The sequence below is a fragment of the Legionella drancourtii LLAP12 genome, assembly GCF_000162755.2.
Lineage (GTDB): Bacteria > Pseudomonadota > Gammaproteobacteria > Legionellales > Legionellaceae > Legionella > Legionella drancourtii.
This window is the reverse complement of the sequence record NZ_JH413846.1, coordinates 43,599-58,253: the sequence shown is the minus strand read 5'-3', so window position 1 is coordinate 58,253 and position 14,655 is coordinate 43,599. Positions and strand designations below refer to the sequence as shown.

Genomic DNA, 14,655 nt, shown 5'->3' with positions numbered 1-14,655 from the left:
GGTTATCGACATTCTGGAGTGACCTAATTCTCTGGAAATAATTTGTCTGGCACGTATGTCCCAGTCTTTTTCTTTTGGTGACAACTCTTTAAAAGGTTTTCCTCCTGCAATGGGTGGCAAAAGTCCTTGTTTGTTTTCATCAAACCAGCAGGTCAGTTCGTGATAACGACGTTGTGCATAGGCATGTCGAAGCCCATGTAAATTAGAGAGACCTAATTGAGCTGTAATCGTTTTATAATGTCCCACCTGTTCTTTATAGGACTTCTCTGGTGGTATCAACGATTGTCCAGGACGGACTAGCTGGCTGACTCGATTAAGCCATTGTCGCTGTTCCTCAGTCCTTATTTTAATAATCCGGCCTATACCACCTTTGGTCCAGCTGGGCTGGATATTAAGATGGCTTCCTTCATAAGCCTCACTTAAGGTAAATTTAAGTGATTCTTCACGCCTAAATCCAAATAATGCCTGGCCTTCAAGTGACAAGCGTATATGAGCATCTCGACACTTTGAAAAATTAATATCAGTAATGGCTTTATTGACTGAGGGGACGTAAGAGCGACTTTCAATTTGATAGTAAGTGTTTTCTGATTTAATCAATTCTGGAGTGCCTAGTTGTATTGCCATTTTGCGCAGTTTAGCCATGTAATTTTTAATGGTGGCTGGATTTTTCCCCTGGTTTTTCCAATGTTCTATTAAGGCGTGGACATGTCGCTCTTTAATTCCTTTGATATGTCCTACTTTAAAGCCCAGCTCATGTAAGTCTTTAATGCAGCGCCCCAGCATGACACGTGTATCCGCTCGAGTATTGAAGGATGAGATCCTCATCTGTTTCACCAGATGATGAATGGAGTAAGTAGCACTTCTCAATTTTGTTTTACTCATGGATTGTGTTCCAAAGGGGACTGGTTTTATTAATGTTTGTTTCAGTAATCACCATTTTTTTTGCATCTGATTTGCTGTGGTTTTTACATAAATGATCAAAGCGTGATTTAGCATATAAATATCGATAGCTCACCTGCGTAGGGAGTTTTAAGGCACTTAATGCAAATTTATAAGCAAGGCGTAAATGATGTTCGCCAAATTGTTGATGCAGGCTCTTTTTGTTTTCCGTCAAGGTGACTAACTTAGTAATGATTATTTGTTGCTCTTCATTAATAATGGGTATCAGGCGATCTTTACGATTAGTGCTGATTTCTCTAGTAATCCAAAGTTCATTTTCATGAATGTGGATGGCTGGTACAAGAAACATGGATTCAAGGAGTGTGAGACCAAATTTGGCTTGTAAAGCAAATAATAGATAAGCAAGGGGCTCGTTGATTGCATTTAAAATGGTGTCGCTATGAATTTCTGGCTTCATGTTGTTTCGTGGTTTTACAAGACTCAAGGATTGATTGTCTATACCCTCTATAGTGTGATTAATTTTATTTAAAAAATAGCGCAAACAAACCAGGTAATTCATAATGGTTGCCATTTTTAACCCTTTATTTTGCCAATAACTCACTAACTTTTTAATATGTTCTGTTGTGAGTGCATACCAGGTTATGGGAACGATTCGCGCTGCAAATAAATCATCAATGATTCGATTCATCGAAAAAAGGCGAACCTGTCTTGTATTCAATGATCCCTGGTTGTCCTGTTTCAGATATTGAATCATGGTTTGGGTTAATTTTTGCTTTCTGCTCATTAGCTTTAAGTTCCTATTAATGTCACTACGTTTACCCAGGATTGTGTTTAGTGTTATTCGAGCAGCTCATATAAATGATGCTTGGTAAGGACCACTAGGCTCGATGCGGGGGTAAACCCGTAGTTACTTCTTTAATCGATACTACACTTCGTTTTAAAGTCTTATTCTCCTTATACGATTCTTGGTTTAAAGGTCACAATTTCAGATTACGCCATTTGTTTAATCAAACGTTCAGTTAAAGCAGTCAAAGCGTCTTCAGTCACTAAACTATTAATCAATTTTTTAAAGGTTGGTCTCATTTCAGTTGCTTGTTCTACGGCTTTTTGGACATTCATCAAACGTTCAAAGTTCTCCTGATTTAGTAAGTACTCCTTTTTATCCTGCAGCTCATCAACGGTGTTCAACATGTCGCTATCACTTATTTCACGGGTGTTATTACTCATAGAGTTCTCCAGTTAAAATTTTAAAAACAAAAAAAGCAAAGTCATTTAATCCATTGCTTCACAATACAAACCATCAAAAATTTCAGTGTATTAATTCACAACACAAAAAAATAAATGTAATGGGTCAAAAAGTCACAATTTATAGTCAAAGTTTTTTATTCAAATAATTAATAAGTTATTAATCATTCAAGAGGTTCAACGAGGTGCAGAGCATTGCGTTGATTAGGATAGGTCAACATGTACGACATGTTGTTAGTGACTAATTATTAAAATAATTAGTTTTTTTAGGTCCTGAAGATTCAGGTTAATTTTGGTTCCCGACTAGGCGTCCGCTACAGAAGTTAGGGAATTAGGGTAGCAATTCACAAGACCAGGTTAACTTGGTTTCATCCGGCTTTCACGGATTCATCAGTTGTGATTGAAGTTAGTGTAGCAAAGGCCGGAATATCTCACAATCCAATCAAGGGATTTTTGCTGGATTTTTTACATTTATTTGAGTGCATGTTATGCGCATTTGAGTAATCGCTTTTAAAATGTGACAGAGTTTTCAAGGATAACCCTTGAAAACTCTGTTGTTTGATGCAGCGAATCGCTGCGTCACTGGCAGTAAAAGGCCAGTGACGCAGCGGGCAAAGCCCGAAAAAAACACCTCTTTCTAGAGGCTGGATGGTAGATCATTTGATGAGATGATGCAAAAATTAATGAGTTAATTTTACATCAATTAACCCCTTGATTACCTCTGGCTTTGCCTCCCCTTAAGGGGAATATTAACCTTGTACCGAAGGACTGAACTGGCCGTTAAGTCCATCTGCAAGGTCATAAAAAGTGTTTTCTTGTTGCCCACATACCCACACTATAGCTTCATTTAATCTACAAATTATTACGCTTCGTGTGGATATTTGGACAAAAGAAAGTGGTTTAAAGCCATTAGACTATAAAAATTATTCTGATTCTCTTAAAAAATGTGTGTTCATTTTGAATATTTTAAATTGGAGAAATGATATTAGTTACAAAACTATTCCGATAAACATTAAACAGCCGAATGGTAAAGAACTTTTTAGCTCTGTACGCAACAAAACATAGTAAAACTTGATTGGCAAAATTAAAGAAATCAATAAGAAGAATCATCCATGAAAATTAATAGACAAGCTGGAACTAGAAGGGCATTCGCTGCTATGTATTTATTAATAAGTCCAATAGTTTATACTATTGGACTGTTTACAGTTATTTGAAAATTAAGTATTATTGGTATCTAATTTGGTAATTAAACTTTTTGCAACGCCCGTTGCAAAAAACGTTTTTGATATAGGCATCTTTCGCTTACAGCCGTAAGCGAAAGTTTGCTGTTTATCATTGGTTCCATAACCAATATAAAATCCCATAAAATCTTTCGCTTACGGCTGTAAGCGAAAGTTCAAGGAATACGATGAAGATTGAACCTAATGAATATAATAACGTACTGCATGATGCTAAACAAACAATTATGAGTGCGCAGCAATATTTCTTACAAAATGCGAATCGTACAAATATAGAACTATATTGGGAGCTAGGAAAGTTGCTCGCCAAAACAGCTGATCATTATCAATGGGGGAAACAAATACTGGCGAAATTATCTCAGGATCTAACACTAGCATTTTCAAACGCAAGAGGTTATTCAGAACAAAATCTTCGTCATATGCGACAATTTTATTATGAGTATATAAGCTCACCTGAATTATTAGATATTGCAAAGAATGTTCGCTGGAGTACAAATTTAATGATTATGCATCGAGTCAAATCGCTAGATGCACGTAAATATTATTTACAAATGGCCAGTGACAGTATGTGTAGTCGCGATATCATTGAACTACAAATTAAATCACAAGCCTATGAACGTGAATGTATCCATGACAAAAAGCACAATTTTGAATTAACGTTACCACCCCAATTAGCGGCAAGAGCTGATAATATTCTTAAAGCTAGTTATTTTATGGAGGTTACACAGCCTTTCGCAGGATCAAAAGCGCTTTTAGAAAAGCAAATTGAAAACGAAATGGTTAGCCGAATTAAAGAAGTTATTATGATGTTAGGCAAAGGGTTCGCATTTATCGGAAACCAATACCGTATCGTAGCAAAAGATAACGAATATTATATTGATCTCTTATTTTTCAACAGGATCCTTCATTCGCTTTTTTGCGTGGAATTAAAAGGCGGAAAATTCAAGGCAGAATACGCGGGAAAAATGAATTTATATTTAGGGCTATTAGATGACTATGTCAAACAACCTGATGAAAATCCATCAATTGGGTTGATACTTTGCACAAATCGTAATTCTATTGAAGTGGATTATGCTTTGCGGGATCTTCATAAGCCGGTTGGCATTGCCGAAATTCAATTATCAAAAATATTACCTAAAGATTTCATTGGTAAACTTCCAGATCCACAAGAGTTGCAGCATGAAATATTACATACGCTGGAAGATTTAGATAGTTTAGAAAAAAACAATGATGATGAATGATGTCAAAAATACCATTTCCTATGCCACAACCACTGATTGACACTTGCGATCATCTTAAAGAAAAAAACTGGCAAACATTTGTATCCCCCTCTTTTGCGCCCCATGATCTGAGTTGTGTATTGGATTACCTAAAGCAATATGATAATAACAAGGCTACATTTGAGTCGTATCGCAGAGAAACTGAACGATTAATCCAATGGGCTTGGTTGATTGAGAAAAAATCATTACTGGATTTGAAACGGCAAAATATTGAAAATTACGTGCAATTTTGTCTCAACCCACCAAAATCATGGATTGGATTTAAAAAAGTATCGCGATTCGTTACACGTAACGGCGAGCGCATCCCCAACCATGAGTGGCGCCCATTTGTAGCCACTGTAAGTAAAATTGATCATAAAAATGGATTGAAGCCCAATAAGCAAGACTATCAATTATCACAAAAAGCAATCCGTGAGATTTTTACAGTGCTGAGCAGTTTTTATAATTACTTGGCCTTAGAGGAAAAGGTATCCATTAACCCGATTACTTTAATCAAACAAAAAAGCAAATATATCCAAAAAACTCAACATCAAGCACAAGTGATGCGCTTGAGTGAAAAGCAATGGCAAACTTGTCTTGATACAGTTAAAAATATGGCAATCAATGCACCCGATAAGCATGAACGGACCTTGTTTATTATTTCTGCACTTTATTTATTGTACTTACGTATATCTGAACTATGTGCCAGTGATCGTTGGACACCAGAAATGCGACATTTTTATCAAGATAGCCAAGGGTGTTGGTGGTTTAAGACGGTAGGAAAAGGTAACAAAATGCGGGATATCGCCGTACCTGATGACATGCTTGCAGCACTCAAGCGATATCGTGTCAGTATGCAGTTAACACCCCTCCCCTCGATGAATGATCAAAGCCCATTATTGCCTAAAGATAAAGGCAACGGTGCAATGATTAGCTCAAGGCACATTCGTCGTTTGGTTCAAGATTGCTTTGATAACACCATGCAAAATTTAAGAAACACGGGCTTTTCAACAGAGGCTGATAGTTTTGAATCAGCAACAGTGCATTGGTTGCGCCATACAGGTATTTCAGATGATATTAATATGCGTGGGCGTCCTGTTGCACATGTACGCGATGATGCTGGTCATAGTTCAAGTGCCATTACCGATCGATATAATGATATCGATCTCATTGAGCGACATCAGTCGGCCAGACATAAAAAATTAATATCAATTGATAAGTAATTCATCCTGACCCCGTTCTTTTTTGTCAACAGTGTTGACAGTTTCCCATTAACCCTAATTTCCGCAATACCTGTGCAGAAATTAGGGTGTAAATTACAGAGCTACGAGATCCTCAATAGAGAGTTATCATACATTTTTTGAGAAAACAGAAAAATATTCACATTGACTCCAAAACTTGGAATATACTGGCGATATCCAAACCCATCAAGCCTCTTAACAATGCGGACCTCTGTGGGTTATTTTTGATCATATTAGGTTTTTGATTTAACCTTTTGTGACAGTAACAATTATCACAAATAGTAAAGTTCTATCTTTGGGGGGATCCAACTAATAAGTGCATAGGCGTTTTTATAACACTCATGCAAAAAGAGGTGCGTGTGGAGTAAATCTCGCCATAGTAAAGTTTAAATATACGGTCAAGAAAAAACCACAATAAGGTCTTGTTTAATTTTTTTCCGCCTATTAAATCCCATCCTTGGGATCATTATTAGCGATTTTGGAAAAACTTTATAATTATAAATAATGTAATGATAATAAATCCTATCAAAATACTGGCATTGGCAAATTTCTCAACAAGTGGATACAATCCCTTAAGTAAATCATCTTCTAGAGGAGGCTTTTTGAGATAATACCCTCCAAAAATCAATGTCATTGATGAAAATAATGCAAGTACTGGCTCACTTACAACCCGATACATCCTATAGAAAAAATCATCGATATTCATTTTATTTCCTTGTGTTATATCACCGTGATTAACATAATTTTTTTGTAAGGCCATTGCAAGCCTTTTTTACTGTTGAGGAGATGCATCATGATTGTTTCGAATAACAATCCGATAGATCTAGATACAGTGGCATTTCTTGCGGAGGTTTTATATTAGGAGGCTCATGGCAAAATTTAGGTTTCCCATAATGTTCAAATGCTGTTACAGGACAATGTGGGTATATTGAACACACCCACCAAACCGCTTGATTACGCTGATGCCTTATCATCGAACTATGACAATCTTTACAAAGAAAACAATCTAATACTTCGGTCATTTTATGGTGCCTCCAATGGATAAAAAAATGATATTTAAAGGGTTATTTTGAATGATCACTCATTATAGAAAATTATATGAAAACCCAATCAGTACTGCTTGCTGCGCCGGGATATAGCGAAGAATACCCGTTTCAGTCTGAGGATTGACGGTTAATTCTGATTTTTTACCCCAGATGCTTTGATAACCAATATTGAAGATGGTGTGTTCATTAGCCCGATAGCCCAAACCCACCTGAATTTCTGGGGAAAATCCAGTTAAATGATTCACCTCGATGTGGTCTACTTGAAGCTGACGATAAGCAACCCCGCCTTTTAACCAAGCGACTATCGGGAGGCTTGTCATCGGTTCCGTCTTTAAACCAAACAACAAATCGAGCAAAGGTTTCATTTCGGCTTCAATTGGAACACCACCTAATACATCAATGGACTCTTTGGGCAAGGCAAGATGCTGCGTGCTTCCACTTTGAATGCCCGCCTCAATACCTGCTTGCCAATAAGGTTTTGTGACGAGTGCATGCCCAAAGCTCAAACGACCAACAGCCGTTTGAGCTTCATGATTGGTCATGCCGGAATAAAACCCCATGCCAAAGGCAGCATCCACCGTCCATGGATTTAAATTTGCCTCATTATAGGCGTAAGTTAGACTGGTCATATTCAGTAAGATAAATCCCATTATTATTTTTTGTTCCATTATGATTTCCTTGTTTTTCCTGGTTGTTGGCGATTAAAAGTGGCTGATTGCACGCACGCGCCCGATGGTGTTTGATTTACTGCTGGCCGTGATTTCTCCGGTAGAAAAATTGATTAACCATGCATTAGAGACACCAGCCTCCGTTGAGCTCCAATAAAACTCAGGAGCAAAAGAAGATAACCCATTTTGATGAAGATTTTTGTGTAGGAGTTGCAGTTCAAATGCAGAAGGTAAATACCAGCCGCCATAACAAACGTGAACAGCTGCAATTGGAGTTTTGCAAGGGGTTACTCCATCGTCTAACACTTGGAAATTAGCAGCCAAAATTGCTGCAAAAACGCCATTCTGATTATCAATAGTTTGTTGTGCAATGATTAGGCGAGTATTGGTTTCTCCAGCACCAATGCCGTCACCACGAGCGTTCGTTACTTTATTTCCCGCAGCACCATTGCGCCATTGAACCCCTTGCTCGTTGATGTCCATTTTACTGGCAATTAAACCGTGCTGCCCTGTGTCATCCACATAAAACACCAGCCCACCACGGTATTCTTCTCCTAGTTGATGGGTTGGCTGAATTGATTTAATCACATCGCCCTCAATCGCTATCCCTTCACCCGCGGTATAGACTCCAGGTAATCCACGCGCACCTGTGGCACCGATGTCGCCCCTTTCACCGCGCATCCCCCGCTCGCCTTGAGGGCCCTGAACTCCTGGAATTCCTTGTTTTCCTTCTGGTATATTAGTAATTTGGGTTTGTAAATTATTAATTTGCCCTTGCAACGCGGTCACCTGGCGCTGTAATGCCCTTATATAAGCCGCGTGATCATCAATAATGTCTGAATAAGCTGCAAAAGACGTTGTTATTAATAAAATGCTAATTATTTTTTTCATCATAATGTTCCTTTCAATTAGAATGCATGGATGGCACGAACGTATGCGCTGGTTGATTTTTCGCTGATTTGTGCTTCACCACTACGAAAATCCACTAGCCAGGCTTCCGTAGTAGAGGCTTCTGTAGAGCTCCAATATGCTGTATCACTCAATTGACTTTTAAGATTGGTATTGAGCAACATGAGTTCGTAGACGGAAGGTAAATACCAGCCTCCATAGCAAGCTGAATCGGCAGTGATTGTGGTTGCACAAGGTGATTTTCCATCGGCTAAAATCTGATAGTTAGCCGCCACTAAGGCCGCAAACTGCCCTTCTTGTTGATCAATCGTTTGCTGGGCAATGATGAGACGAGTATTCGTTTCTCCAGCTCCAAGTCCTTGCGCCTTGGCATTGACCGTGCGATCACCGCCTTCACCGTTACGCCATTCAATTCCATGCCCTAAATCATCAAGGGAAACCATAAGTCCATGCTGCTGGGTTTTATCGACATAAAAAACAACCCCACCCTGAAAAATTTCACCTATGTGGTGGGTGACTATGGGTAGATCGCTCACTTGATTTTGCACCAATTCAATTTTGTTATTGATGGTTGTGCTAGCTTCATTAGTTTGAGCTGTCAGTGCATTCAATTGAATAATAAGTTGGCTCACAGTATTCATTAACTGATTGGTTGTGGTGGTTAGCTCATTAGTTTTAATGGTTAACTGATTCGCTGTATTATTTAATTCATTAAATTGAGTGCTAAATTGATTATTAAGTTCATTGCGTAACGTATCGATAGACGCCTTCACATATTCAGTCGAAGCTTGATTACCCAACGCGCTGGTAGAGCACAGAACGCCTGCTAACATTCCAATTGCCAGACACTGTTTTGTATACATTTTTCATGTTCCTTTTAGTAAAATAGTTCATTGATCATCCTTAAGTAATTTGTCCTGTTTTATCCTTTAATCTCGTTCATCCCTATCTAGCGACATCAATTGCGACCCGTTAATGCAACCATATGTGGCTCTCCTTTATTATCCGAAAACGTAGTTTTACACTCAGGAAATCCTGAGCAGCCCCACCAATACCCCTTTGTTCCTTGACGCTTATAGAGTGATTTTTGACATGCAGGACAAGAAAAAGGACTGGGTTCATTGTTTTTTTTATGCATTGGCGCTTGCTGCATTAACTGTTCAAGCATTCCTGTGAGTGTGTCGTGTTGGTCATCAAGAAAATCATGGATCTCACTTTGCCCATTGGCAATACCATCCAACACTTGCTCCCAAAGCGCTGTGGTTGCAGGATTGGTGATGCTTGACGGTAGTTTTTGAATTAACTCACGTCCTTTCGCTGTGGAAATGAGTTGTTTCCCTTGACGTTTGACATATTCTCTTGCGACTAACGTTTCTAAAATATTGGCACGTGTTGCTTCTGTGCCAATACCCGCCGTGTCTTTTATAAGTTGTGGATTATCAACATACTTGGCAATAGATTTCATGGCGGTAATTAATGTCCCTTCCGTGAAGCGAGATGAAGGATGAGTTTTTTTATTTTCAACACATGATTGTTTAATGGCTACGTCCTGCTGTACCAGTAGTGTTGGGATAGCTCCTGAAGATACAGACGTTAACTCAGTCTGTTCTTCATTATCTTCCATCTCTGCAATTGCTTTTTTCCAGCCCAATACCAACGGCGAAGTGCACGAGCCTTTAAATGAATAACCTTCAATATCGAGTAACACCGTGCGTTGTAAATACTCATAATCGCCAATAAATTGTGCGAGGTAATAGGCTCGAATCAGTTGATAAAGCTCGCGCTCTGGATGAGACATGGCATGAATTGCCACCTGAGAGTTAGCAGTTGGAATGATGCCATGATGCGCTGTGATTTTTGTATCATTCCATACTCTTGATTGATGCTTCAAAGAACAATGGTAAAGCAAGGTTTCTATCTCGTTATCGACTTTGCCAAGCGCTTTTAAAACGGCTCCAGCTTCTGCAAATTGACTTTCAGGCAAATAACCACAGTCAGTTCGTGGGTAAGTTGTTGCTTTATGCTTCTCATATAAAGATTGAGCAACATCAAGGGTTTGTTTGGCACTAAAACCACATTGTGCCGAGGCAATTTTTTGCAAGGCAGATAATGACAGGCATAAAGGTGGCGCTTCTTTTTTTCGGTTTTCTTTAAATTCTTTAACAACTCCTTGTTTGTCTTGTATTTGAAGCGCCACTGCGTCAATTAATGATTTATTAATGCATCGTCCTTCCTCATCAGTCACCTCATCGGGCATATCCCAGGTGGTCCAAAATAATTCATGAGTGACAGAGGCACAATGTGCTTTTAGAATGTAATAATCATGCGGCTTGAATTGCTCAATACTTAAGTCCTTATCCACAACAAGTTTTAGTGTCGGTGTTTGCACTCGCCCTACCGACAAAACACCCTGCCCTGGCACGCCAAACAAGCAACTCACTGCCATGGTTAAGTTCATGCCAATAAGCCAGTCGGCACGCTGCCTACCAAGCCCCGCCTGATACAAGGGCTCAGTAGACACCCCGGGTCGAATAGAGGCCAATGCTTTTTTAATCGATGCATCATCCAGGGCAGATAACCATAAGCGCTCAACAGATCCAGTGAAATTAAAATAGTCCAAAACTTCACGCCCAATCACATCGCCTTCACGATCGGCATCCGTGGCAATGACGACATGGGTTGCTTTTTTTAGTAATTTCTCAATTGCTTTAAGTTGTTTCTTAGTTTTTTCTTGAGGCATTAACGTCCATTTTTTTGGAATAATGGGTAAAATCTCCATACGCCATGGCTTAATGCGCTCGCAATAAAAATCTGGTGGCGCTAATTCCAGTAAATGCCCGATGCACCAGGTAACTGCAATGCCCTGCCCTTCATAACAAGATTCCGTGCGTGTCTTTGCGCCAAGAACATGGGCAATATCTTTTGCTTGAGAGGGTTTTTCGCAAATATAAAGCTTCATTATTCCCCCTTCGCATCAGCGTTTTGGCAGGCAGGCTCATTTTCTTGTTGCAGCCGTTTGTTTAAAAGAGACAGTAAAGGCTGTCTTATTTTTTCTTCAAGTCTCGGTGCTACGTTGGAGGTAAGGGCTTTATAAAGAAGTGGAAAATCCAGTTCCCCATGAAGTTGTGCATAGCTTTGATAGATCTCAGCATGATTAATTGCATCATCCAGGGTGATCGTGGGTAATTCTCTAACAGAGATCAATAAAAGCTCGCTTAAAAGACGATTAACCTCTTTAAAGTATCGTCTTAAGTTATTGAAATAATCATCATCATTGGTAAAGCAACCCGCTGTTCGTAGTATTTTAAGTTGTGATATGAGGCGATCATAAACTTCGAACAGTTCAACAAGATTACTGGCCAGTGCATTATCAAAGTGCGCTTCTGGAAAATGCATGGGTTTAAAATTAAATTTTTTCCCGGCGAGATGCTTTTTCTTCTCCAGCACTCCTTCGAATTTATCAATTTCATCGTAAAAGTTTTGTAGGGTAAGATTAATGCGTTCATTCATTTGATAAAGGCGCAGGAGCGGGTACACGTGTTGCTCTTGGCAACGCCTCATTAAACTTGTCACTTTACTCATTAATTTTTGATAAAAATTAACTCCTGTTTTCAATTCACGAGTAAACAGCCGATTAACCTCAAAATTACTTAAAGTCAGCTTTACAGTAGTTGTCATTATAGATTTCCTTCTTTAATTTCAGTTGAACTGTTGGTGGTTATGGATTGATTTAATCGACAAGGGACGACTTCCTGTTGCACCCCTGCCCTAGTGATAAAATAGGTTTTAGAGTCACTAAAGACCTGCTTTAAGGCTTGCTCTAAATCCTGGGTTGCAATTCCTGAGCGGCTTTGATACTTACCAAGAACATCAGGCAGCACAAAGACCAGGTGCGAATCTTGCGCTGTATTACAGAGAATCAATTCTTGCGCATCCAGTGAAAATTGTTTGTTGCCAGAGCTCATGCGGTTTTCAAGCCATTGGATAAAATCAGGTACCATCTCAAGGGAGCGATGGGGTTTTTCAAGCTCTAGCTGTTGTTCGCAAGGTGAAATAGGTTCTGGAATATCCGTGTAACCCGCAGGGCGATTTTCTTCATTAACGAGGCTAATGGGACTTGGCTTTGTGATTCGTGACTCAGTAGCTTCGGGCTGTTCCAGTTTATTGATTTCAAACAAAACGCTTTTAATATCTTCTGGAGCCAATCCATCGTTGGTAGGCAGTGGAATTCGTACCTTGTAGAGCTCACCACCATTAACCAAAACAAAGGCCTGTCCTTTCGGCAATGATGTAATGTCATTTACTTCCAACATTCCAATGGAATTTTTTTGCACCCGATCTTCATTGGTAGTATTAAAAAAAATGCCCTCTTCTCCATGTGGCGTATCACTGACCATGGATACCTGGGTGTGAGATACTACATCAACACTGGGCAAGACCTTGATTAATAGATTCGCGGTTTCATCATTTTCAACCCGTAAAATAATCAGCGTGTTTAAGTTGCCCTTGGTGACTTCAGCCATGGCTTTTGAGCCAAGTGCTACTTCTAAATCTTGTTTGGTTTGCGCATACGCGGTGACCTGGAAACCTGCACCACCAGCCTTATTTAAAATTTTTACAAAAGAATCCTGAATGATTTCGGATAATTCATCACAATGCAGATTCAATCGATAATTGGCATGACTTTCTTTATAAATTTTCCCAGCGGTAGAAACTAGGTCCGACAGAAACGCTTTTCCCACCGCCTGGGCAATATTGGGATTGGTTAGGCTATCAAGCCCAATATAAATCACCCTCTTGTGTTTAATTGACTCCATCAATTCAATTTCAGATGAAGCGTGATGAAAAGAAAAAATCCCCGACGCATTGCTTTTATTAATTTCAGATAAGACAGGTCCAACACTTGCGGTTATCTTGTCGTAATAGGTCTTATCCATAAGTGTTGCATCATATAAATCAATAATGACCTGGTCATGCAATGATTCCACATTACCTTGGGCAATAGTGTCTGAGATGTACTGTTTAAAATATTTAGATACCGCTTTAGCCCTGTCCATAGGTGGGTAAGGATTCCCGTATTTATCAACACGAGCGTCGTTATCCGCTATGATGGCGTCTACCTGAGTAAGATAATCAGGAAGACGTGCGGGCATAACGGCATCGGCATAGGCCATTAATAACTGATCAAGACGGGTGATGTAAAATCCAATCGTTTTATAACTAATAAGTTGCTGCATTTCCTCAAGGCAAATCGCCACAATATTGACGTATTTCCAGGCAAAAGCTGCAAATTGCTTCCCTTCCCCTTCAGCAGCAATGGCATCAGTAATCCGCGTCGCAACCTCACTGACCTGATCAAAGCGTTTCAATGGGTTGTAGCAAGCAGAAAGCTCAGGAAATCCCAGATGCACGATGCGAAAATCGTCCAATCGGTTAGACGCTTTACAAGCGCAATACATATCACGCACCAACTCCAAATCGCCTTTAGGATCAACGACAATCACCGCATCACCATTTCGAATGTCCTGATTGATTAAAATACTGGCGAGTCGTGTTTTACCAACGCGTGTGGTTCCCACAACAAAGGTATGACCTACTCGAATACTTTGTGGGATGTAAACGGGTTTATCGTAATCACCAAGTCCATGTAAATATGGCTTACCGCCAACATCGGGATCGGGGCGAAAGGGATTGAACAGTGAAGGGCTTCTAAAAAGTGCTGCCAGATGGCTTGACTCATGGTTTTTGCAAAACGCAGCCACAGCCTGATGCACTTTGCTTCGTTGTAAAAACCGCTCATTTTCTACTTGTTTAATTTGATGAAGCCTTTGGGTATGCCGCGCAAACCAGCGAAACCCGCGTCCTACAAAAAGCCAGCGTTGGGAGAGCGGCACGTCCACAGTAGACATGGCAAAATAAGGCATTTTGATTAAACGTCTTTGATATCTTTTGATGCGGTACGCCTGTAAGGCACGAAAAACACCAAAACCACTCAAACTTAAAGCGCAGTAAAGTCCCATACTCTGTGTTAATAAAAGCAGATGCGGTAATGAGTAAGCTAATACAGCCAATGAAAGTAAGGTGATCGCTGAATAAATCTCAGTGGGATCTCTTAATAAATTCTCAACAGGGTAACGGTTGGCCATATT

Annotated in this window: 12 protein-coding genes; 2 read left to right on the top strand and 10 right to left on the bottom strand. The window is 39.6% G+C overall.

Features of this window, described 5'->3' with window-relative positions; genetic code table 11:
• The 3 genes from LDG_RS14720 to LDG_RS14710 all read right to left on the bottom strand — a co-directional run.
• Positions 1 to 882, bottom strand: an 882-nt coding sequence (locus LDG_RS14720; protein ID WP_040536100.1) for a phage integrase N-terminal domain-containing protein, incomplete at its 3' end; no start/stop codon positions are given.
• Entirely contained in the window at positions 875 to 1,684 is an 810-nt protein-coding gene (locus LDG_RS14715) for a phage integrase N-terminal domain-containing protein (RefSeq protein WP_006872220.1), read from the bottom strand. The genes LDG_RS14715 and LDG_RS14720, both read right to left, overlap by 8 nt.
• Positions 1,685 to 1,890: 206 nt before the next feature.
• Positions 1,891 to 2,127, bottom strand: coding sequence for a hypothetical protein (locus LDG_RS14710; RefSeq protein ID WP_006872219.1), 237 nt, complete (start codon positions 2,125 to 2,127; stop codon positions 1,891 to 1,893).
• Between the two features lie 1,426 nt (positions 2,128 to 3,553).
• On the opposite strand from LDG_RS14710, the gene LDG_RS14700 reads away from it, so the two are divergent.
• Complete coding sequence (locus LDG_RS14700; protein WP_006872216.1) at positions 3,554 to 4,624, top strand: PDDEXK nuclease domain-containing protein; 1,071 nt, start codon at positions 3,554 to 3,556, stop codon at positions 4,622 to 4,624.
• Positions 4,624 to 5,865, top strand: coding sequence for a tyrosine-type recombinase/integrase (locus LDG_RS14695; RefSeq protein ID WP_006872215.1), 1,242 nt, complete (start codon positions 4,624 to 4,626; stop codon positions 5,863 to 5,865). The genes LDG_RS14700 and LDG_RS14695 overlap by 1 nt, the downstream gene beginning before the upstream one ends.
• Before the next feature lie 487 nt (positions 5,866 to 6,352).
• On the opposite strand, the gene LDG_RS14690 is transcribed toward LDG_RS14695, so the two are convergent.
• From LDG_RS14690 to traD, 7 genes are all read right to left on the bottom strand, one after another.
• Positions 6,353 to 6,643 (bottom strand): hypothetical protein, encoded by a 291-nt coding sequence (locus LDG_RS14690; RefSeq protein WP_006872214.1) that lies wholly within the window; start codon positions 6,641 to 6,643, stop codon positions 6,353 to 6,355.
• Positions 6,644 to 6,967: 324 nt separating this feature from the next.
• Positions 6,968 to 7,597, bottom strand: a complete 630-nt coding sequence (locus tag LDG_RS14685; protein ID WP_006872213.1) for a hypothetical protein — start codon at positions 7,595 to 7,597, stop codon at positions 6,968 to 6,970.
• Between the two features lie 33 nt (positions 7,598 to 7,630).
• The gene (locus tag LDG_RS14680) at positions 7,631 to 8,491 is read right to left on the bottom strand and encodes a DUF1566 domain-containing protein (RefSeq protein ID WP_199484695.1); all 861 of its coding nucleotides are present in this window, start codon (positions 8,489 to 8,491) and stop codon (positions 7,631 to 7,633) included.
• 14 nt (positions 8,492 to 8,505) lie between these two features.
• Positions 8,506 to 9,369 (bottom strand): Lcl domain-containing protein, encoded by an 864-nt coding sequence (locus LDG_RS18680; RefSeq protein WP_050805582.1) that lies wholly within the window; start codon positions 9,367 to 9,369, stop codon positions 8,506 to 8,508.
• 95 nt (positions 9,370 to 9,464) lie between these two features.
• Positions 9,465 to 11,465, bottom strand: a complete 2,001-nt coding sequence (locus LDG_RS14670; protein WP_006872210.1) for a DNA topoisomerase III — start codon at positions 11,463 to 11,465, stop codon at positions 9,465 to 9,467.
• Positions 11,465 to 12,184: an AcaB family transcriptional regulator gene (locus LDG_RS14665; RefSeq protein WP_006872209.1), complete on the bottom strand. Its 720-nt coding sequence runs from the start codon at positions 12,182 to 12,184 to the stop codon at positions 11,465 to 11,467. The genes LDG_RS14670 and LDG_RS14665 overlap by 1 nt, the downstream gene beginning before the upstream one ends.
• Positions 12,184 to 14,652 (bottom strand): type IV conjugative transfer system coupling protein TraD, encoded by a 2,469-nt coding sequence (traD, locus tag LDG_RS14660; protein ID WP_006872208.1) that lies wholly within the window; start codon positions 14,650 to 14,652, stop codon positions 12,184 to 12,186. Before traD ends, LDG_RS14665 begins: the two co-directional genes overlap by 1 nt.
• Positions 14,653 to 14,655 lie beyond the last annotated feature (3 nt).